Annotated in this window: 23 protein-coding genes; 13 read left to right on the forward strand and 10 right to left on the reverse strand. The window is 60.0% G+C overall.

What is annotated here, in order from left to right; translation table 11 throughout:
* Window positions 1-3 precede the first annotated feature (3 nt).
* On the reverse strand, window positions 4-450 hold the full coding sequence (locus tag ACR0NB_RS05715; RefSeq protein WP_170357640.1) for a type II toxin-antitoxin system RatA family toxin: 447 nt from the start codon (window positions 448-450) through the stop codon (window positions 4-6).
* 75 nt (window positions 451-525) lie between these two features.
* Between ACR0NB_RS05715 and hpt the strand changes: the two genes are divergently transcribed.
* Window positions 526-1,068 (forward strand): hypoxanthine phosphoribosyltransferase, encoded by a 543-nt coding sequence (hpt, locus tag ACR0NB_RS05720; protein WP_005983543.1) that lies wholly within the window; start codon window positions 526-528, stop codon window positions 1,066-1,068.
* Window positions 1,069-1,091: 23 nt separating this feature from the next.
* Window positions 1,092-1,265 (forward strand): hypothetical protein, encoded by a 174-nt coding sequence (locus ACR0NB_RS05725; protein WP_005983545.1) that lies wholly within the window; start codon window positions 1,092-1,094, stop codon window positions 1,263-1,265.
* Here ACR0NB_RS05725 and ACR0NB_RS05730 read toward each other — a convergent pair.
* Both ACR0NB_RS05730 and lipA read right to left on the reverse strand, forming a co-directional pair.
* On the reverse strand, window positions 1,255-2,409 hold the full coding sequence (locus ACR0NB_RS05730) for an amidohydrolase (RefSeq protein WP_480775141.1): 1,155 nt from the start codon (window positions 2,407-2,409) through the stop codon (window positions 1,255-1,257). The two genes, ACR0NB_RS05725 and ACR0NB_RS05730, sit on opposite strands and share 11 nt — an antisense overlap.
* A complete protein-coding gene (lipA, locus tag ACR0NB_RS05735) occupies window positions 2,406-3,356 on the reverse strand; it encodes a lipoyl synthase (RefSeq protein WP_005983549.1) in 951 nt (316 codons plus the stop codon). The genes ACR0NB_RS05730 and lipA overlap by 4 nt, the downstream gene beginning before the upstream one ends.
* Before the next feature lie 264 nt (window positions 3,357-3,620).
* On the opposite strand from lipA, the gene ACR0NB_RS05740 reads away from it, so the two are divergent.
* Window positions 3,621-4,169, forward strand: coding sequence for a redoxin family protein (locus ACR0NB_RS05740; protein ID WP_480775142.1), 549 nt, complete (start codon window positions 3,621-3,623; stop codon window positions 4,167-4,169).
* A 48-nt stretch (window positions 4,170-4,217) separates the two neighbouring features.
* On the opposite strand, the gene ACR0NB_RS05745 is transcribed toward ACR0NB_RS05740, so the two are convergent.
* Entirely contained in the window at window positions 4,218-5,141 is a 924-nt protein-coding gene (locus ACR0NB_RS05745; protein ID WP_480775143.1) for a LysR substrate-binding domain-containing protein, read from the reverse strand.
* A gap of 60 nt (window positions 5,142-5,201) precedes the next feature.
* Entirely contained in the window at window positions 5,202-6,305 is a 1,104-nt protein-coding gene (locus ACR0NB_RS05750; RefSeq protein WP_480775144.1) for a DUF6456 domain-containing protein, read from the reverse strand.
* A 238-nt stretch (window positions 6,306-6,543) separates the two neighbouring features.
* On the opposite strand from ACR0NB_RS05750, the gene ACR0NB_RS05755 reads away from it, so the two are divergent.
* Complete coding sequence (locus tag ACR0NB_RS05755) at window positions 6,544-6,852, forward strand: DUF6477 family protein (protein WP_093961906.1); 309 nt, start codon at window positions 6,544-6,546, stop codon at window positions 6,850-6,852.
* On the opposite strand, the gene ACR0NB_RS05760 is transcribed toward ACR0NB_RS05755, so the two are convergent.
* Both ACR0NB_RS05760 and ACR0NB_RS05765 read right to left on the reverse strand, forming a co-directional pair.
* On the reverse strand, window positions 6,845-8,389 hold the full coding sequence (locus ACR0NB_RS05760; RefSeq protein WP_170357634.1) for a trimethylamine methyltransferase family protein: 1,545 nt from the start codon (window positions 8,387-8,389) through the stop codon (window positions 6,845-6,847). The genes ACR0NB_RS05755 and ACR0NB_RS05760 overlap by 8 nt on opposite strands.
* 140 nt (window positions 8,390-8,529) lie before the next feature.
* Complete coding sequence (locus tag ACR0NB_RS05765) at window positions 8,530-8,967, reverse strand: N-acetyltransferase family protein (RefSeq protein WP_480775145.1); 438 nt, start codon at window positions 8,965-8,967, stop codon at window positions 8,530-8,532.
* An 82-nt stretch (window positions 8,968-9,049) separates the two neighbouring features.
* Here ACR0NB_RS05765 and guaA point away from each other — a divergent pair, with 82 nt between their 5' ends.
* The 9 genes from guaA to ACR0NB_RS05810 all read left to right on the forward strand — a co-directional run bounded on the left by guaA (window position 9,050) and on the right by ACR0NB_RS05810 (window position 18,400).
* Window positions 9,050-10,609, forward strand: a complete 1,560-nt coding sequence (guaA, locus tag ACR0NB_RS05770) for a glutamine-hydrolyzing GMP synthase (RefSeq protein WP_170437349.1) — start codon at window positions 9,050-9,052, stop codon at window positions 10,607-10,609.
* 98 nt (window positions 10,610-10,707) lie between these two features.
* Complete coding sequence (locus ACR0NB_RS05775) at window positions 10,708-11,613, forward strand: DMT family transporter (RefSeq protein ID WP_170439411.1); 906 nt, start codon at window positions 10,708-10,710, stop codon at window positions 11,611-11,613.
* A 142-nt stretch (window positions 11,614-11,755) separates the two neighbouring features.
* Window positions 11,756-12,892 carry an OmpP1/FadL family transporter gene (locus ACR0NB_RS05780; protein ID WP_170339445.1) on the forward strand — a complete coding sequence of 379 codons (1,137 nt, stop codon included), beginning with the start codon at window positions 11,756-11,758 and terminating at the stop codon, window positions 12,890-12,892.
* Between the two features lie 134 nt (window positions 12,893-13,026).
* Entirely contained in the window at window positions 13,027-13,923 is an 897-nt protein-coding gene (locus ACR0NB_RS05785) for a DMT family transporter (RefSeq protein WP_480721300.1), read from the forward strand.
* 49 nt (window positions 13,924-13,972) lie between these two features.
* On the forward strand, window positions 13,973-14,845 hold the full coding sequence (locus tag ACR0NB_RS05790) for an ATPase (protein ID WP_480775146.1): 873 nt from the start codon (window positions 13,973-13,975) through the stop codon (window positions 14,843-14,845).
* A 37-nt stretch (window positions 14,846-14,882) separates the two neighbouring features.
* Window positions 14,883-15,800, forward strand: coding sequence for a homoserine O-acetyltransferase MetA (metA, locus tag ACR0NB_RS05795; protein ID WP_480775147.1), 918 nt, complete (start codon window positions 14,883-14,885; stop codon window positions 15,798-15,800).
* Window positions 15,790-16,743 (forward strand): alpha/beta fold hydrolase, encoded by a 954-nt coding sequence (locus ACR0NB_RS05800; protein ID WP_480775148.1) that lies wholly within the window; start codon window positions 15,790-15,792, stop codon window positions 16,741-16,743. Before metA ends, ACR0NB_RS05800 begins: the two co-directional genes overlap by 11 nt.
* Window positions 16,744-16,792: 49 nt before the next feature.
* The gene (gene ppk2, locus ACR0NB_RS05805) at window positions 16,793-17,662 is read left to right on the forward strand and encodes a polyphosphate kinase 2 (protein WP_480775149.1); all 870 of its coding nucleotides are present in this window, start codon (window positions 16,793-16,795) and stop codon (window positions 17,660-17,662) included.
* 123 nt (window positions 17,663-17,785) lie between these two features.
* Window positions 17,786-18,400 carry a TetR/AcrR family transcriptional regulator gene (locus ACR0NB_RS05810; RefSeq protein ID WP_093961897.1) on the forward strand — a complete coding sequence of 205 codons (615 nt, stop codon included), beginning with the start codon at window positions 17,786-17,788 and terminating at the stop codon, window positions 18,398-18,400.
* Between the two features lie 3 nt (window positions 18,401-18,403).
* On the opposite strand, the gene ACR0NB_RS05815 is transcribed toward ACR0NB_RS05810, so the two are convergent.
* From ACR0NB_RS05815 to ACR0NB_RS05825, 3 genes are all read right to left on the reverse strand, one after another.
* Window positions 18,404-19,462, reverse strand: coding sequence for an adenylate/guanylate cyclase domain-containing protein (locus ACR0NB_RS05815; RefSeq protein WP_093961896.1), 1,059 nt, complete (start codon window positions 19,460-19,462; stop codon window positions 18,404-18,406).
* Window positions 19,459-19,827 carry a group I truncated hemoglobin gene (locus tag ACR0NB_RS05820; protein WP_170338900.1) on the reverse strand — a complete coding sequence of 123 codons (369 nt, stop codon included), beginning with the start codon at window positions 19,825-19,827 and terminating at the stop codon, window positions 19,459-19,461. The genes ACR0NB_RS05815 and ACR0NB_RS05820 overlap by 4 nt, the downstream gene beginning before the upstream one ends.
* 133 nt (window positions 19,828-19,960) lie before the next feature.
* Window positions 19,961-20,815 (reverse strand): glycosyltransferase family 25 protein, encoded by an 855-nt coding sequence (locus tag ACR0NB_RS05825; protein ID WP_480775150.1) that lies wholly within the window; start codon window positions 20,813-20,815, stop codon window positions 19,961-19,963.
* Window positions 20,816-20,879 lie beyond the last annotated feature (64 nt).

Genomic DNA, 20,879 nt, shown 5'->3' on the forward strand with positions numbered 1-20,879 from the left:
CCCTCAGCCGTAGAGGCTGACCGCGCGCTGCTCGAAGGCGCGCACGATCCGGTGCATCGCCTCGTTGAAGACCACGCCGATGATGCCCTGCAACACGGCGTTCTTGAACTCGAAATCCACGTGGAAGGATACGTTGCAGCCGCCCTCGGGGGCGTCTTCGAAATGCCAGTCGGATTTCATGTATTTGAATGGACCGTCCAGGTATTCGGTGTCGATCTTCTTCTGCTCGGGGAACAGCGTCACCCGACTGCCGAACCGTTCGCGGAACACCTTGAACGAGATCACCAAGTCGGCCTCCATCACCTGCGCCTCGCCCGCCGCATAGGTCCGCCGGATCCGCGCGGCCGCGCACCAAGGCAGAAACTCGGGGTATTTCGCCACATCCGCAACCAGATCATACATCTGCTGCGCGCTGTATGGGAGGTGGCGGGTTTCCGAATGAGTGGGCATGGCAACCTGGGCATTTGAAACGTGACAATGGCGCGTCATGTCGTATGTTGCGCGCCAAAGATCAAGGGGGCAGCCATGAGCCAGCGCGCATATGTGATAGATGAGATGATCTCGGCCAAGGCCATCGCGGCGCGGATCGAGGAATTGTGTCGCGAAATCACCCGCGAATTCGGCGATACCGACAAGCTGGTGGTCGTAGGCCTGCTGCGCGGCAGCTTCGTCTTCATCGCCGATCTGGTGCGCGAACTGGACCTTCCGATCGAGGTCGACTTCCTCGAGGCGTCCTCGTATGGCGATTCAATGGAAAGCAGCCGGGAAGTTCGCATTCTCAAGGACTTGCGCGGCGCAATTGAAGGGCGTGACGTACTGGTGGTCGAAGATATCGTCGACACGGGGCACACGCTGAACCACGTCACCAACCTGCTGCGCAGCCGCCAGCCGAAACGGCTCAAGTCGATTGCCTTGCTGGACAAACCCAGCCGCCGCGAGGTTGATTTCCGCGCCGATTGGATCGGCTTTGAAATCCCGGACGAATTCGTCGTGGGCTATGGCATCGACTATGCCCAACGCAACCGCAACCTGCCCTTCATCGGCAAGGTCCGCTTTACCGAAGACTGATCCCGCCGCGGATTCGAGGCCCCATGATCCTGCGCCACCTTCTGCGAATGTCCCGATGGGCGCGCAATCCGCCCTCGGACCAGCGGGTCAAGCTGGTGCTGGGCCTGATCGTGCTGTGCCTGGTGATTGCCGGCGTTGAATACATGGGCTGGTGGCCCGAATGGGCAACCAGCCAGCCGCGCAAGCTCAGGCCGTGACCGGCGCGTCCAGAACCTGACGGATTGCCGCCAGAAAGATACCCGCGCCGACAGGGATCAGCGCATCGGGGAAGTCATAGTCGGGGTTGTGAAGTTGCGGATGGTCGACCCCGGCCCCCAGCCAGAACATGGCCGTTTTCGACCCTTTGGCGAACTGCCCGAAATCCTCCGAGAACCGTTGCGGCACGGTGGTCAGGCGCGGTTGCACCCCGGCCTGGGCGCAGGCATGAGCCAGGATCTGTACGGCCTCGGGGTGGTTGACACAAGCGTCGAACACGTCGTCATAGGTGATCTCGACACCCAGTCCCTCGTCGGCGGCGGCCTTGCGGACCAGCGCCTGGGCCTGATCGACCAGTTGTCCCATACGTGCGTCCGAGACGGTGCGCAGCGTGACCCATATCTCGGCCTCGCCGGGCGCCACCCCGAATGTCGGGGCCCCCAGTTGGGCGTGGGTGACGGTGGTCAGTGCGTAATCCTCGGTCAGCTCTCCGCCCGGCCCCAAGGCGGTCAGGGCCGGCATCAACTGCGCCATGGCCGAGGCCGGCGACAGGCCGTCCTGCGGAGCCGCCGCGTGCGAGGTCTTGCCCGTCAGCCGCACCCGCATCCCGCGCGAGGCGCAATTGGCCGGGCCGGAACACAGCTCGACCGCGCCCAACTCCAGCCCCGGCAGGTTGTGCAGGGAGAACAGGAAATCCGGCTGTATTTCAGTGTATTGCAGGTCGTTCCGAAAGTCGCGTGCGCCCTGCCCGGTCTCTTCGGCGGGCTGAAAGATCAGCACGACCCGACCGCGTGACACGGGCGTTTGCGCCAGGTTCTGCGCCACGCCCAGCACCATCGTCATGTGGCCGTCATGCCCGCACAGATGACCCTTGCCCGGAACCTGCGAGCACCAGGGTTTGCCCGGCATCTCCAAAATCGGCAGCGCGTCCAGTTCGCAGCGAATGCCCACGGTGGGCCCCGGCTGGCCCGTGTCGAACACGGCCGCGACCCCGTACCCACCGATCCCGGTCAGAACCCGGCCGGTCACTCCGCGCAATTGCTCGGCTATGAATGCCGCTGTTTCAGCCTCTTCACCCGAAACCTCGGGGCGTTGGTGCAAAGCGTGACGCAGCGCAGTCAGTTGCGCGAGCTTTTCCGGCGTCACGCCTGCCCCAGCTTTTTCTGTCGCGCTGCTCGCAGGCGCGCGAAATCATCGCCCGCATGGTAAGACGAGCGGGTCAGCGGCGTGGCCGAAACCATCAGGAACCCTTTGCCGTAGGCGGCTTTTTCATAGGCTGCGAACTCTTCGGGCGTGACAAAGCGGTCCACGCGGTGGTGTTTCGGCGTGGGCTGCAGATACTGGCCGATGGTCAGGAAATCGATATCGGCGGCGCGCATGTCGTCCATGACCTGGCGCACCTGCTGTTCGTTCTCGCCCAGTCCGACCATGATACCCGACTTGGTAAAGATCGACGGGTCCAGTTCCTTGACCCTCTGCAGCAGACGCAGCGAGTGGAAATAGCGCGCGCCCGGGCGCACCTCGGGGTACAGGCCCGGCACGGTTTCAAGGTTGTGGTTGAACACGTCCGGCTTGGCCGCGACCACGGTTTCCAGAACCGACGGATCGCATTTCAGGAAATCCGGGGTCAGAATCTCGATCGTGGTCTTGGGCGAGCGGTGACGCACCGCGCGGATAGTCTGAGCGAAATGCTCGGCCCCGCCATCAGCCAGGTCGTCACGGTCGACCGAGGTGATGACGACATGGTTCAGGCCCAGCTTTTCCACCGCATGGGCCACCCGGCCCGGTTCGAACGCATCCAACGCATCGGGGCGACCGGTGGCGATGTTGCAGAAGGTGCAGCCGCGGGTGCAGATCTCGCCCATGATCATCATGGTCGCGTGGCCCTGGCTCCAGCATTCGCCCACATTCGGGCAGCCGGCCTCTTCGCAGACGGTGACCAGGTTGTTGTCGCGCATGATCCGGCGCGTGTCGGCATAGCCCTTGCCGCCGGGCGCTTTCACCCGGATCCAGTTGGGCTTTTTCGGCTGCGCATTGTCGGGCTTATGCGCCTTTTCCGGGTGACGTTGTTCAGGGATTTTCAGATCGCGCACGGGGCCGGTTTCCTGACTTGGGTCAATTTGGTTGGTGCATAACATAAACCGGTCGGATGTATTACGCCAGCCATGCATAGCTGCCATGCGTCAGCGTTTCGCAGATGCAGAATAGGAGCGCGACTTCTTAGGGGATCAACGCAAATTTCGACATGATTTCCGCAGACAAGAGGATATTCGCAAACGCAGCACATCCCGTGTTGAAGCCGGTTTGGAATCGTTTTAACCCACGGGCCGAACAAATGTGAATCACAGGAGATGCCCATGAAAACCGGTGCCAAGCTGCCCGACGTGACGTTCCACACCCGCGTGCGCGACGACTCGATCGACGGGCCCAACCCGTTCCGCTGGGAAGACAAGACCACGGCCGACTACTTCGCAGGCAAGCGGGTCATCCTGTTCTCGCTGCCCGGTGCGTTCACGCCCACCTGCTCGACCTACCAACTGCCGGGGTTTGAAAACAACTACGAGGCGTTCAAGGCCAAGGGCATCGACGAGATCTACTGCATGTCGGTCAATGACAGTTTTGTCATGAACAAATGGGCGACGGATCAGGGGCTGAAGAACGTCAAGGTCATCCCCGACGGGTCGGGCGAGTTCACCCGCAAGATGGGCATGCTGGTCGACAAGGCAAATCTGGGCTTTGGCATGCGGTCGTGGCGCTATGCCGCCATCATCAACGACGGTGTGGTCGAGGCGTGGTTCGAAGAGCCCGGCCTTATGGACAACTGCCCCGAGGACCCCTATGGCGTTTCGTCGCCCGAAAACCTGATGAAGCACCTGGAAGAAGCGCAGCGGCCCGAAATGGCCTGAGCCTTCAACCAGCCTCCACTCGAAGGGCTCACCAAGTGCGGGCCCTTTTCAGTTCCGGGTTTCTGACACGATGTTTTCGCCGACCTGCCGGATCACCTGGGCCAGTTGATCGAACCACACCGCCCCATCCGACGAATCGCGCCGCACGAGGCCGATCTGCCGCGCGGGCTCCGGGGCGCCGAACCGCAGCAGTTTCAGCCTCGGCACGGCATCGGCCTCGGAACGCGCCGCCAATTCCGGAATCAAGGTCAGGCCGAACCCCTCGGCCACCAAACGCGACAGCGTGGCCAAAGACGACGCGCCCATGTTGATATGGGCGCTGGTCCGGTCCTGCCCGCACACGTCAAGCGCCTGATCCGTCAGGCAATGCCCGTCTTCCAGCAGCATCAGCTGGGCTGCGTTCAGGTCGATCGGGCGCAGAGCGTCGGGGCTGACGGTCAAGCTGTTCAGGCGTGTCTCGCTGCCGGCCAGCAGAAAACGATCCTCGAACAAGGGCACCTCGTCCAGGCCGCGCGCGCCCACCGGCAGGGCCAGCACGGCGGCGTCAATCTCGCCCGCTTTCAGCATCGACAGCAACCGCTCGGTGCGCGCCTCGCGCACCTGTACGCGCAGGGACACATCCGCTGACCGCAGACCAGCCAATACACCCGGCAACAGATATGGCGCGACCGTCGGGATCAAGCCGACCGACAGACTGCGATGCCCGGTGGAGTTGTCACGCGCAAACCGATCCAACCGTTCGGCCGCGCCCAAAATGCGCCGTGCGTGCTCCAGCGCATCGCGCCCCAGCGGTGTCAGCAGAACATCGCGGGCGCGCCTTTCAAACAGCGGCCCGCCCATGATGTCTTCCAAAGCCCGGATCTGCACCGATAGCGCCGGTTGAGAAACATGACACACCTGAGCGGCCCGGCCAAAGTTGCGTTGCTCGGCCACGGCGCGGAAGTATTGCAGCTGCCTGAGGGTAAAATTCATAACCCCTGATTATCACCTGCTGCGTTTTCCGCAACTGCAGCCAATCGGATTCAACGTGAATCAGCCGATCAGCCGGTCACACTCTGCTTGCTTCTCGTAATGTCGCTTGAGGCGCTGCAGTGCAATGCGCAGCACGATCTTCCCCGAACGCGCTGACCAGCCCATCCGTTTCTCGGCCAGTTCCAGACCTTCCAGATAGCAGCAACACCGCAGCGCAACGTCGCTCAAACCCGGACCCAGATCCGACAAGGCCCGGGCCACGCGATCACGCGCCTCGGACGACCCGCGCGCAACCTGCGCATCGCCTTCGAAACCCGCACGACCGCCAGCGGTGAGGAACCGGTCCCAGTTTTGCGTGACCCGCGGTCCGATCTGGGCCAGCTCGAAATCCTCACGTAGTCGCTCTCCGGCGCGCACCAGGCTTTCGTCCAGAAACGGCTTTCCGTCCCGGTCGCGTCGGCGCGACAAGGCAATCAAGGGGCTCTCTGCTGCGCAATAGCGGATGCGCCGTGGGCGCTTCTCGTCGGCTTGACTGCGCGTTTTGAACTTCGCCGGTGCCTCGGCCATCCCATATTCTGTCTGTGTCCGCGCCCGGTTTTCGGCATCTGCAATCAACTGGCTTAGTGCGGTTCGGCCCGTTTGCGTGATCCGGTAGCGCGACACACGCCCTGGATTGTCACAAACGATCCAGTCCTTCAGAGCCAAAGCCTGAGCGGTCTTGCAGTCAAGAACGGCGGTTCGAGTTGTACCGCCCTCGCCGCTGTCGCGGACAACGACCGCCTTTTCCATGTCCTCGGCCACGGCCAGAACCGCACCCGTTTCGCAAAGGCGCCGCAGCACCCGCAAAGCCTCGCGCTCGAACGCCTCGTCTTCGGCATTGGGAATGCGATGAGGATCATCGCCGACGCCGAAGAAGGGACCAGAGGCCGCTTCATTCCCCGCACCGGGAAAGTGTGTTTCGGCTAGAGATTGCAGTGCTTTATCCACCAAGGGGTCGTCGCGCCGCATTTCGATCCTTCGGATCTGTCGCAGAATGGTTGACGCGTGACACCCTGCCGACCGCGCCAGATCCCGGATCGACCGTCCCGCCTCGGTGTGGGCCAGGTATCGCTGCGCCCCTTCGGGAACCCAAGCTGGAACGGTGAATGCGGTGCTGTTTTCCATCGTTATTCGCCCTCGTCGACAATCAAACTGCCACTGTCCGCCGTCGGATAAAGTGTTAACCAAATCTACCTAGAGTTGCTTTCGTTACTCGTTCGTTAACCTCCAACGGCTCTGACCAGAATTGATTCAAAAAGATAAACAGTCGTGAAACCATCGTTCGGCGCGAGCCTGATCACGGCAACACCCGTTTGGGTTGTGCAAAATTGCTGCAGGCAAAATTGAACAGAGGAACGCCGAAATGCAGGACCTGATGACTATGATCACCGCCCTCCGCCGCCCGCGGCTGCTGTCTCGGGCAGCCAAGGTCGGAGCACAGGAATACGACCGTGACCGCCACTTGCAGCGCCTGTTCGGCTATGGCGCGCTACCGGGAACCGGAGCGGCCTTGATGCGACTGTTGGAGATGGAGCGGAGCGTCGACGACCAACGACGCTCGGGCGACGCCGCGTATTCGCTGGTTCGCCACCTGGACCTACTGATCGCACTGATTGGTGAGGCGCGACTGCATCAGGCCAGCCGCGCCCCGGAACTTCATGTCGTCAAGTGAAGGCGTCAGGCATGGACGCTTTCTTTTCCTCGACATAGGCGGTTAGCGCCGCCAGTTTTTCCGGGTCGAGTTGCGGTTGCTGGTAGTTGGCCAGCAGATGCTCGACCCGGGCCGAGGCCAGCATGCGCGTGTCCCGCGCACCCTCTTCTTCCCATGTTTCAAAGGGCTTGTAGTCCAACAGGTCGGTCTTCCAGAAGGCGCTTTGGAAATTGGCCTGGGTGTGCGCACAGCCAAGATAGTGGCCACCCGGCCCCACTTCACGAATCGCGTCCATGGCCTGCGCGTTTTCATCATAGGCCACCCCTTTGGCCAACGCATGAAGCGCTCCCAATTGATCGGCATCCATGACGAATTTTTCGAAATCCGCAACCAGACCGCCTTCGAGCCAGCCACAGGCGTGCAGCATGAAGTTGACGCCTGACAGCAGACCCATGTTCAGCGAGTTCGCAGTCTCGTAAGCTGCCTGCGCGTCCGGAAGCTTGGACCCGCAGAACGACCCCGCCGAGCGGTAGGGAACACCCAAACGACGCGCCAACTGACCGGCGCCATAGGTGATGTGCGCGGCTTCGGGCGTGCCGAAAGTCGGTGCACCAGAGTTCATGTCGATCGACGACACGAATGCGCCGAATATAGCCGGTGCGCCCGGGCGGATGATCTGGCTGTAGGCGATGCCGGCCAGCACCTCGGCCAGCACCTGCGTCAGAGTACCGGCAACCGAAACCGGGGCCATCGCGCCGCCCACGATGAAGGGCGAGATGATGCAGGCCTGATTGTTGCGCGCATAGACTTCCAGCGACCCCATCATCACGTCGTCGAACGTCATCGGCGAGTTGATGTTGGTGAGCGAGGTCATAACGGTGTTTTCCTGCACGAACTCCTTGCCGAACAGGATCTCGCACATCTCGACCGAATCCTGCGCCCGGCTGGGATCGGTCACCGAACCCATGAAGGGTTTGTCAGACAGCGTCATATGCGCCATCAGCATATCCAGATGACGTTTGTTAACCGGAACGTCCGTCGGTTCGCAGACCGTGCCGCCCGAGTGGTGCAGCCACTTGGACATGTAGGCCAGTTTCACGAACTTGTTGAAATCGTCCATCGTCGCATAGCGCCGGCCACCCTGTGCGTCCCGTACGAAAGGCGGTCCGTAGACCGGCGCCAGCACAAGGTTGCGCCCGCCGATTACCACCGATTTTTCGGGGTTGCGCGCGTGCTGCGTGAATTCCTTGGGCGCGGTCTTGATCAGTTCGCGGGCCAGACCCCGCGGAATGCGAACGCGCTCACCGTCGATGTCGGCCCCGGCATCGCGCCAGCGTTCCAGCGCCGCGGGGTTGTCGACGAAATTGACGCCGACTTCCTCCAGCACGGTTTCCGCATTGGCCTCGATGATCTCCAACGCTTCGTCATTGAGGATCTCGAAGTTCGGAATGTTGCGTTCGATATACTTCGCCGTTTCGATCCGAACCGCGGTACGCTCGGCCCGGCGGGCGGCGCCTCCGCCACCACGCGCTCTGCGTCGGGTGCTTGCCTCTGTCATGAGATGATCCCGTGTGAAAGTTTAGATTGGATTGCTTGTTACAAGATGCCGCGACTTCACCAGATGTGGATTCCGGCGCAATAGGGGGAAAAGCGACATATTCCGCGCTGTCCAGCACCAGCAACAGGCCTTACTCAGCGTCAGGTTGGCTTGCTGAAATAGACCTTGTTCCCCTCGTGCCCGGTCTCCTGCCACCCAAGATGACGGTACATCGCGCGGGTGTCCGCCATCAGGCGGTGGGTTGTCAGGCGCATGTTCCAACCCTCGTTTTCGCGAGCCTCCGTCGCGACGAAATCAAGCAGCTGCCGAGCAATGCCCCGCCCTTGCGCATCCGGTGAAACGGCCAGATTGAAGATCATCGCGGTTTCTCTTTCGAAACCAAAAACCACGACACCCTGCAGGGTTGTTTCATCCACGGCCACAACGACGTTCCGGTCGCGAATGTCCTCCTCGACCCCCTCGGTCACATCCGGCAGGTCGGGAATGGACTGGCGCGCTGCGGCATAGGCCGCTTCGATACATCGGCGGATGGGCTCCGCATCGGTTGCCACAGCCCTTCTGAGCGAAATTCCGGTCATTCAATGCGCTCCGCGTCACTCTTTCCCGCCAAATGACGTCAAGGCGCTTGCACATGCAAGGCTTCCGACCTAAAGGCCGGGTATGACCGAGACATCCCATGACCGCCTTCTGATCATCGACTTCGGCAGCCAGGTAACGCAGCTGATCGCCCGCCGCCTGCGCGAGTTGAACGTCTATTGCGAAATCCACCCCTACCAGAACGTCACGACGGATTTCGTGCGTGACATGGCCCCGCGCGCCATCATCTTTTCGGGCGGGCCGGACAGCGTGACCCGCGAGGGATCACCGCGCGTCCCGCAAGAGATATTCGAGTATGGCGTTCCGATCCTGGGCATCTGCTATGGCCAGCAGGTCATGATGCACCAGCTGGGCGGCAAGGTTGAAAGCGGCCATGGAACCGCCGAGTTCGGACGGGCATTCGTGACGCCGCGCGGCAAGCTCGACCTGCTCGAGGGCTGGTTCACCGATGGCAACGAACAGGTCTGGATGAGCCACGGCGACCATGTCAGCCAAATCGCACCAGGGTTCGAGGTGTTCGGCACCTCGCCCAACGCGCCCTTCGCGATCACCGCCGATACCGACCGCCATTTCTATGCCGTTCAGTTCCACCCCGAGGTGCACCACACCCCCAAGGGCGCAAAACTGTACGAGAATTTCGTGAAGCTGGCCGGGTTCAAGGGCGACTGGACCATGGGCGCCTATCGCGACGAGATGATCCGCAAGATCCGCGAACAGGTCGGCGACAAGAAGGTGATCTGCGGTCTGTCGGGCGGTGTCGACAGCTCGGTCGCCGCTATCCTGATCCACGAGGCGATCGGCGACCAGCTGACCTGCGTTTTCGTCGATCACGGCCTGCTGCGCAAGAACGAGGCGCAGGAAGTCGTCTCGATGTTCCGCGACAACTACAACATCCAACTGATCCACGCGGATGAAAGCGAGCTGTTTCTGGGCGAGCTCGAAGGCGTTTCGGACCCCGAGACCAAGCGCAAGATCATCGGCAAGCTGTTCATCGACGTATTCCAGAAACACGCCGACACGATCGAGGGCGCCGAGTTCCTGGCCCAGGGCACGCTGTACCCCGATGTCATTGAATCGGTGTCGTTTTCCGGCGGCCCGTCAGTCACGATCAAATCGCATCACAACGTCGGCGGCCTGCCCGAAAAGATGGGCCTGAAACTGGTCGAGCCGCTGCGTGAACTGTTCAAGGACGAAGTGCGCGCGCTGGGCCGTGAACTGGGCCTGCCGCCCAGCTTTATCGGCCGCCACCCCTTCCCCGGACCGGGTCTGGCCATCCGCTGCCCGGGCGAGATCACCCGCGAAAAGCTGGAAATCCTGCGCGAGGCCGACGCGATCTATATCGACCAGATCCGCAAGCACGGCCTGTATGACGAGATCTGGCAGGCCTTCGTCGCGATCCTTCCGGTGCGCACAGTCGGCGTGATGGGCGACGGGCGCACCTATGACTATGCCTGCGCCTTGCGGGCGGTGACCTCGGTTGATGGAATGACGGCCGATTACTACCCGTTCACCCACGAATTCCTGGGCGAAACCGCCACCCGGATCATCAACGAGGTCAAGGGCATCAACCGTTGCACCTATGACATCACCTCCAAGCCTCCGGGCACGATCGAATGGGAATGACACCAAAAGCCGGGCGCTGACCCGGCTTTTTTGTTGTTGTGAACCGGCGTCGGTTTTGGTTCGGTGGCCAAACGCACGCTCAGCCCAAGGATCGAAACATGCGCGATAGCAAATCGATGATTGCCAAAACCGCGCTGTGGATGACCGGGGCGATCGCTTCTTTCTCGTCAATGGCCGTTGCCGGGCGCGAGCTTAGCCTGACGCACGACACGTTTGAAATCATGATGTACCGCAGCATTGTCGGCGTCATCGTCGTTTCGGCCGTTTTGACGGCAACCGGCAAATGGCACCAGGTATCGACACAACGTCTGGGTCTGCACGCGGTTCGAAACTCGTTGCATTTTGCGGGCCAAAACCTGTGGTTCTACGCTGTCAGCGTCATCCCGCTGGCGCAGGTTTTTGCGTTGGAATTTACGCAACCGATATGGGTCGTACTTCTGTCTCCGCTTCTGCTGGGCGAACGCCTGACACCCACGCGGGTCATGTCGGCAATCATCGGTTTCGCAGGCATATTGATCGTCGCCCGACCCGGAGCCACACCGCTCACGCCCGGTGTTCTTGCAGCGGCCTCCTCGGCTGTTTTCTTTGCGCTTACAACGATTTCGACGAAGAAGCTGACAGGTTTCGCCAGCATCGGATGCATCGTTTTCTGGCTGACTACGATGCAGGCCGTAATGGGTCTTGCTGTTGCCGGAGCGGACGGGCAGATCGTCCTGCCAACCGCTCAAAGCGCGCCCCTGTTGTTGCTGGTCGGGCTGGCCGGCCTGCTGGCCCATTTCTGCATTACAAACGCGCTTGCCATCGCTCCGGCCACGGTCGTTATTCCCTTTGATTTCGCGCGCCTGCCGACGATCGCCATTGTTGGGATGCTGCTGTATCACGAACCCCTGGATCAGTGGACCATGCTGGGCGCCGTCGTGATTTTCTCGGGCATATTCCTGAATGTCTGGTCCGAAGGCCGCGCGGGATCGGGCACTCTGGCAAAAACCACACACAAAAACTGACGTTCGGTCACTGGCAGAAACTAACGTATGGTCAGTGGTTGACGTTTTTTTAAACTCCCCGTGAATAATGGTCACAGAAATCACCGCCACTGACACTCACAAGACAATACTGTGGCGCCGGATAGTGAAAAGGGAGGAATACATGAAGAAAGCGCTGTTACAGGCGTGCGTGCTCTGTGCAGGGGCGACCGCCGCTCATGCCGGCGGTATCGACCGTAGTGGGCAAGGCATCAACATTATCTTTGAGGAAGGTTCCGTCGTACAGTTTCGCCTGGGCTACACCAACCCAAGCGTAAGCGGCACGATGCTGGGCGTTGACTCGGGCAACGTTGCAAACGACTTCTTCTCGCCTCATCTCGCGTACAAGCACGCCTTCACCGACCAACTCGACTTTGCGCTGATCTATGACGAACCGTTCGGTGCCGATATCGCCTACGGTTCGAACTACCCGCTCTCGCAGAACCCGATCCCGGGCGGTCGCACTGACGTTCTGCGCGCGAAAGCCGACACAGAGGCAATTACTGCCTTGTTGCGCTACAAGTTCGACGGCGGCTTCAGCGCCATCGGTGGTCTGCGTATTCAGCGGCTCAGCGCTGACGTTGCCGTGCCGGCGGCGGCTGGTTACGAGGTGAATGCCGACAAGGATACCGCGCTGGGTTACGTCGTAGGTGTGGCTTGGGAAAAGCCCGAGATCGCAGCGCGCGTGGCGCTGACCTACAACTCGAAAATTTCCCATGACCTGTCGCAAACGGAGTCGGTGAACCCAATCCCGATCCCGCCGATCCCGCCTGGAACCGTGGCGACATTCGACACTTCCAGCGAGGTCGTTTCTCCGCAATCGGTGAACCTGGACTTCCAGACCGGCGTTGCCCCCAAGACATTGCTGTTCGGATCGATCCGCTGGGTCGATTGGCCGCAAACGGTTTACGATCCCCCGAACTATCCGCCGACCAGCGCGCTGGTGGACTATGACGATCCGACCTGGACCTATTCGCTGGGTCTTGGCTACCAGTTCTCCGAACAGTTCTCGGGCGCAGTGACTCTTGGCTATGAATCGGCAACCAATGAGCCCGTTTCCAACCTGGGTCCGACCGACGGGTTCTGGAGCATTGGCCTTGGCGGCACCTACTCGATGGAACGTGCCAAGATTTCGGGCGGCGTTCGCTATACCGATCTGGGCGACGCAACCGCTGACGGTGCTGGCCCCGGGGCGCGGGCTAACTTCTCTGGAAACAGCGCGTGGAGCGTTGGTATTCAGGTGACCTACGCCCTGAACTAACGGATAGGCTCATTCATACAGAATTGGAAAACCCCGCCCTTGTGGCGGGGTTTTTCGCATGATCCGGGTCGCTTACCGAATTGCCGAATGCAAGTATTCCGCGTGAGGCAAACATAAACATGCAAGAAATAGCCATGACGCAGCAAAAATCCCTCTCCGCCCTTGCCTGGTTCGAGCTCATCCTCCTTGGACTGATCTGGGGAGCGTCCTTCCTGGCGATCCGCGTCGCACTGGACACGATACCTGTGATGACGGCCGTGTTTCATCGCGTTTTCTGGGCGGCGCTCGTACTTTGGGCCGTCGTCCTCTTCCGCCGAGAAACGATACCGAGGGACCCGCGTATTTGGGGCGCTTTTCTGGTCATGGGTCTGTTGAACAACGTATTGCCCTTCTCGCTGATGGCCTGGGGCCAATTGTATGTCGACACCGGTCTGACCTCGATCTTGAACGCTGCCACGGCAATCTTCGGCGTTCTGGTTGCGGCTGCGTTCTTTCCCGACGAGCGACTGACCAAACGCCGAGCCGTGGGTGTTGCGCTTGGCTTTGGCGGAGTTTCCACCGCAATCGGATTGCACAATTTCCTTGGGTTCAGCCTTCAAAGCGCTGCTCAGTTGGCCATTCTGGCCGGGACCGTATCCTATGCGCTGGCGGCTGTCTGGGCCCGTCTGCGCTTGTCAGGCCTAGCGCCGCAGGTTGCGGCGGCGGGAATGCTGAGCGGGTCAACCATCGTCATGCTGCCGGTAATGCTGGTCGTCGACGGTGCGCCATCGTTCGACCTGCCAATGACAGCGTGGATCGCCGTAGCCTATTACGCACTCGTCGCTACTGCTGGGGCCTACCTGCTGTACTACAGGGTTCTGGCCGCAGCCGGCAGCGGCAACCTGCTGCTGGTCACCCTGATCATCCCTCCAGTCGCCATTCTGCTGGGCGCCTATGTCCGGCACGAAACCCTTGCCCCGAATGCCTTCATCGGCTTTGCAATCCTTGCATTGGGGCTATTGATCCTAAGCCGATCCCGCGGCCGAGATTGACGCCATCGCCGGGCCGATTTAGCTAGGACAAAACAAGGGACGGTTGCACATGATCTACAGTTCGGCAAAGGACTGGCGCGAAGCGGCGCGCAAAAAGGTGCTGTTTTTCGGCATGTCCGGCTTGGGCAAGACTTATGTATCGAACATCCTTCGCGACTCGGGCGACTGGTTCCACTATTCGATCGATTATCGAATTGGCACGCGTTACATGGGTGAATACATCACCGACAACGCCAAGGCCGAGGCAATGAAGGTTCCCTTTCTGCGGGATCTGCTGCTCTCTGACTCGATCTATATCGGTTCCAACATTTCGTTCGAAAACCTGACGCCGGTCGCCGCCTATCTGGGCAAGCCCGGAAATCCGGACCTGGGTGGGCTGGCGATGCCGGAATATCGGCGTCGGCAAGAGCAGTTCCGCCAGGCCGAAATCCACGCTTTGCTGGACACCGAATATTTCATTGATCGCGCTCAGCGTCTGTACGGTTACCCGCATTTCATCTGTGACACCGGCGGGTCGATCTGCGAATGGGTGGACCCTGACAATCCTTCCGACCACGTCCTGTCGGAACTCTCGCGCCAGACCCTGATGGTCTGGATCAAGGGTGACGACGATCACACGGCCGAACTGATCCGGCGGTTCGACAAGGCCCCCAAACCGATGTCGTACCAGGCCGATTTCCTGACGCGCACCTGGCAGGAATACCTTGATCAGCACGGCTGCGCCGAGGCAGAGGTCAATCCAGACGACTTCATCCGCTGGACCTATGCCCGCGCCCTGGCCCACCGTCAGCCCAGATACCAATCCATGGCTGAGAATTGGGGGGTCACCGTTACCGCCGACGCAATCGGCAAGGTGCGGGATGCCCGTGATTTCGATGAGTTGATCGAGAGCACACTTGAGACCCGCGCCGCGGCGTCCTAACTAGAACGCTTCAGAAGAAACTGGAAAAACCCGCCTCATGCCTATCAAGATTCCGTCCGACCTCCCGGCCTTTGACGTTCTGACGAAAGAGGGCGTCATGGTCATGGCCGAGGATCAGGCTGCACGGCAGGACATCCGGCCCCTGAAGATCGGGTTGCTGAACCTGATGCCGAAGAAAATCCAGACCGAAAACCAGTTTGCCCGGTTGATCGGCGCGACGCCGCTGCAGATCGAGTTGTCTCTGATCCGCATGACCGAGCATCAGACGAAAAACACCGCGGCCGAACACATGGAAGAGTTCTACCGCCCTTTTCAGGACGTGAAGGACCAGAAATTTGACGGCCTGATCATCACCGGCGCCCCCATCGAGCATCTGGAATTTCAGGACGTCACCTATTGGGACGAACTGACCGAGGTGTTTGAATGGACCCGAACCAATGTGCATTCGACCTTCGGCGTGTGCTGGGGTGGCATGGCGATGATCTATCATTTTCATGGCGTAAAAAAGTATATGCTGGACGCCAAGGCGTTTGGGTGTTTCCGGCATCGGAACCTGTCGCCGGCCTCGCCTTTCCTGCGAGGTTTCTCGGATGACTGCGTGATCCCGGTCAGTCGCTGGACCGAAGTCCGTCAGGATGAAATCGACGCTGCCGAAGGGCTTGTGACCCTTCTGGGCAGCGACGAGGTCGGTCCGTGTCTGGTTGAAGATCGGCAGAACCGGGCGCTGTATATCTTCAATCACTTCGAATACGACAGTGACACCCTGAAACAGGAATACGACCGGGACGTGGCCAATGGCACTCCGATCAACGTGCCGATCAACTATTATCCCGACGATGACCCGTCCCGCACGCCTCAGAACCGGTGGCGTAGCCATGCGCATCTGCTGTATGGGAACTGGATCAACGAGATATACCAGACCACTCCTTTCGACATGGCGAAAATTGGTCATTAAGTCGTTGATATACTTGGGCCTGTTTGCGGCCCTTTTTGCGGCCTTGACGGCTTGGCTTGCCGCACGCCATGAGGCCCGGGCCGAGGCCGCGTTTCCGCCAGAGGGTCAGGTATTGGATGTCGACGGCGTTGGTGTACATGCCGTCGTCATGGGCGAAGGCCCGGATGTCGTCCTGATCCACGGGTCCAGCGGCAATACCCGGGACATGACGTTTGCTCTTGCGCCGTTGCTGGCAAAGTCCTTTCGGGTCATTGTATTCGACCGGCCGGGGCTAGGCTATTCTCAGAGCTTCTCGGCGGATGGCGAAACCATCGTTGAGCAGGCAGAAATCCTGCAGAAAGCTGCCGCGATGTTGGGGGCCGACAAACCCATCGTCGCTGGCCAAAGCTATGGCGGGTCGGTATCACTGGCTTGGGCTGTGACGCGCCCTGACAACATCTCGGCTCTGGTCCTGATCGCCCCGGCTGCGGTGCCATGGGAAACTCCGCTCGATTCCTTCAACCGCATTGCCTCGACCGCCTGGGGAAATGCTCTCGTCCTGCCGTTGATCACCGCCTACGTTCCGGACTGGTACGTCAACAAGGCCCTGGATACGGTCTTTGCCCCCCAGACGGCACCCGAAGGCTATGCCGAGCATTTTGGCCCGGCCCTGACGCTCCGCCGGTCGTCGATGCATGCCAACGCAAAACAACGGGCCAACCTCCTGGACGAAGTTGCCGAACTGCAACCGCGCTACCCTGAGATATCGGTGCCCACCGAAATCGTGCATGGTACGGCAGATACGACAGTTGGTCTGGGCTGGCATTCCGAACGGCTGATCGAACAAATCCCCGGCGCTGAGCTGATTGAACTTGCAGGCATGGGGCACATGCCGCAGGTGGTGGACGCTCCGGAAGTTGCTGCTGCGGTCGAACGCGCCGCGGAACGAGCGGGTTTGCGTTAACCTCGCCCGTAATCCATAGTAGAAACTGGATTTTATGGCGAGGCAACTCATGACCCGTGCAGCGGACCGAGCAATCAACAGCTACTTTCGGAACGACGCTCCCGAGAGCGTACGAAAGGCCATCGAGGACGCTGAAAAAGGTGACATCCTGAACCCCAGCTACCCATATCAGGAGAGGATGAAGCGCAAGGACTATGAAAAGCAGATGGAGGCCCTGCAGATCGAACTGGTCAAGATGCAGGCATGGGTCAAGGAAACCGGACAACGCATCGCGATCGTGTTCGAGGGTCGGGATGCAGCGGGCAAAGGTGGCACGATCAAGCGGTTCCGGGAGAACCTGAACCCGCGCGGCGCCCGCAATGTCGCCCTCAGCAAGCCCTCCGACGCCGAGCGCAGCCAATGGTATTTCCAGCGGTACATCCAGCACCTGCCATCGGCTGGCGAGATCGTTTTCTTCGATCGCAGCTGGTACAACCGGGGGGTCGTCGAAAACGTCTTTGGGTTTTGCACCGCAGACCAGCGGGAACGCTTCTTCAGGCAGGTCATGCCACTGGAGAACGGGCTTGTGCATGACGGCATTCACCTGTTCAAATTCTGGCTCAACGTCGGCCGCGCAGAACAGCTCAGCCGGTTTCTCGCGCGCGAGAATGACCCGCTGAAACAATGGAAACTGAGCCCTATAGACATCGCCGGTCTGGGCAAATGGGATGAATACACGCAGTCGATTTCCGAAACTCTGACACGCTCTCATTCCGATCTGTGCCCTTGGACAATCATCCGCTCGGACGACAAGAAGCGCGCCCGGCTTGCGGCAATCCGGGCGGTATTGTCGATCTTGGACTATGACGAAAAGGACACCGAAGCCGTTGGAGAGCCCGACCCGATGATTTGTGGCGGACCGGAAATCTGGGATGCGTAGTCTAGGGCGCCTTTGGTCAAGCGGTGGCCCCTCCGATCATGCCCCGGGGATTGGACCTGCTGCGCCGCGTGCATTATGTCTGGTTGGTAAAAGAGCACGCAACCACAGGCAGGTGCCGTCGGAATGACCAAACGCGGCTATCACCATGGAAATCTGAAACAGGCGCTGATCGACGCCGCCCTCTCGCTGATCGAAGAAAAAGGTCCGACCGGCTTCACATTGTCTGAGGCCGCAAAACGGGCCGGCGTCACCCCAGCCGCGGTTTACCGGCACTATCAGGGTCGCGAGGATCTGATCGCCGAGGCGGCCCGTCAGGGGTTCGAGATGTTCGCAGACCTCATGCAGTATGCCTATGACAAGGGGCAGCCCTCGGCGCTGGCTGCTTTCGAAGCGACCGGGCGCGCATATCTGGCGTTTGCGCGCAAGCACCCCGGCCACTACATCTCGATGTTCGAAAGCGGAATCTCGGTCAACCGGACGCCCGAGCTGGCGCTGGCCGCCAACCGGGCAAAGGAGGTTCTGGAAATGGCTGCGGCCGATCTTTCAGAACACATCCCGCCGGAAAAGCGCCCACCGGCGTCTATGTTCAGTGCGCATATCTGGGCGATGAGCCATGGTGTCGTAGAGCTTTATGCCCGCAATGCAGGGGCCAGCTCGCCTTTCCCGCCCGAAGACCTTTTGGAATCCGGGATCGGCATTTACCTCAGAGGGTTGGGGCTGGTGCCGCCCGACGAATGATCGTCAAAACATCCGGCTGGCATGCGGTGCGTTCAGCCGTGAGGTGACATTGATCAGATCCATCATGCCCATCCCCTTGATGTCGACCGGACCCAGGTCCGAGACCTGGAATTCATCGATCAGGGCATATTTCATCTCTTCCGGGGCAACGATGTTCATGGGGTTCGCAAAGACCTGCAACCGCGATGCTATATTCACGGCCGGTCCGAAAACGTCATAGACGTATTTCTGGATCCCTACCACTGACCCTACGGCGGGCCCCATTCCAAGCCCGATCCTGGCCTGCCATTTGTGCGGATGACTTTCGTTGCGCCGTTCCAGATACCGCAGAAATCGGACCGCACAATGCGCAACCGCCGTGGCATGGTCGGGCGTGGCGTCGGGCATGCCTGAGACCGCAAGATAAGCGTCTCCGATCGTCTTGATCCGTTCACACCCGAACTGTTCGACGATCCGGTCGAAGGCGGTGAAGATGTCATTCAACTCGCTGAGGGTGACCGTAGGGTCGGTTTTTGCCGCAAAATCCGTAAAGCCGACGAAATCCAGCATGACCACGGAAACCTGATCATACAGCTGAGGCGTCACTACGCCGAAGGTTTTGAACTCCTCATAAACCGCACGCGGCATCAGGTTCAGCAAAAGCCGTTCGACCCTTTCTTTTTCTCTTTCCAACTCGCGGGTGTTGCGCTCGACCATGGTCGAATAGCTGTCGATCATGCTTTCCAGCTCACGAATTTTCGTTATGTTCTGACATTCGACAACCAGAACCTGCTCATCCATCCCGTTGGCCAAGGAAATCGTCACCGCGAAGATCAGCGTGCGGCGCTTGGGCTTCATCTGCAGCTCGGCCGAGTATCGCAGGCCCGATTGTTTGACGTCATCCAGTTCGCGCTGGTCGAGATCCGGCAATATATCCAAAAGTGTCTGGCCGGGCTCGGGTTTACCGAACCATTCGGCAAATGGACCATTGTGGAACACGAAGGTCAGGTCCGAGGCCCGCAATACCGCTACACCGACCCCGATGGCACGCAGCAGATGCTCGTTGATGGCCAGGATGCTCATGCCGCATCCCGGGCAACGATGATCGCCCTTTTGCCTTCGATCGCAGCCAGCGCGACCTGCACGTCATCTTCGGTCATTCCATGAATTGAAAGGGCTTCGCCGAACAGCGTAGCCATCTCGTCGAAATCATCGTGGCTGATGTTGAGGTGCCGATGCACGGCCTCGATCCGATCATCACTGAAAGACGCGGGACCACCCACCAGAGACGAAACGAATTTGGTTTGGTGATCAATCAACCGTGGCATGTCGATATCTTCGAAGTAGCCTCCGATCTCATCCGATTCCAATGCCATTTCGTAAAATGTCATCACGATCCGGCTGATGGTTTTGAACCCGCCGTATTTCTCGTAAATCGTTTGACCCACACCAAAACCCCAACAAATCGCGCAATAACACTGCGAGGTTATATCAAATCGAGAGTTTTGTTAACGTTTATGCACTTTGCGACTGGCGCCGATGGTTGGAACCGCTTGGTTTTTCACCACTGGCACAAAGACTTCAGGACCAAGGGCGCACGATCAGATCGTCGGCACAGGGAATGAAGTCCACCATGCCGCCGCGCTGGAGAAGCCGCGCCTGACCGCCCAGCTTCCATTTCAGTTTTCGGCCGGCCGACTGAAGCTCGCGCCGCAGCCGAAACCACGTGGGGCCCTTGTCCAATCCGCTGTTTGTGGCTGCGCTTTGGGTTCGTTCGCTGCTTTTGACCGGTTCGTCGATCTGCTCCTGCCGTCCCGACCAGATCATCTGGACACCAACAGCCGGAAAGCACTGAAACATGTTCCAATTCCTGCGCGGCAAGGACAGAAAATCATCGAGATGGTCAGAATATCTCTGCGACCAGGCCAACAATTTGCGGCAGCCTGCCTGTGACAGAACATAGGCCGCCGCACTTGGCGCCATTTCCAACATTGGGCGCACGCGGACATTTCCGATCCCGGTCTCCGGCCCAAAACGCAGTGACCGGGGCGAGTAATCCAATTTGACGCAATCATAGGCTTCCGGGTGGTTCAGCACTTCGGTGATCACCCGGCCAGCTTCAGAGGACATTTCCACATCATCCTCAAAGACGACAGCGGCTGGAAGGTTCCGATCGGCGATCCGTTGCCAAACCGATCTATGGCTTTCGAAACAGGCGATTTCGCTGGTCGTCAGACCCCAGCGCGTTCCCGTTCCCGCGATATATCCGTTTTGCTCCAACGCGCCCGACTGACTGGCATCCGTGGCGCTAATCCTATGCGCACCCACAAGGCCCGCCTTCTGAAACTGCGCTTCCATGAACGCCCGGCGCTCGGGCACACGGTCCAGATTGATGTAATAGACGCTGTCGCCTGCCATCTGCTGGGTTATCTGCACCGGAAGTCCTTTCGCATCGCGCGCCGCTTTATTGGCCATATCCCCAGTTGGGACCGGAAGTCCA

It is taken from the genome of Ruegeria sp. CG3 (assembly GCF_056537205.1).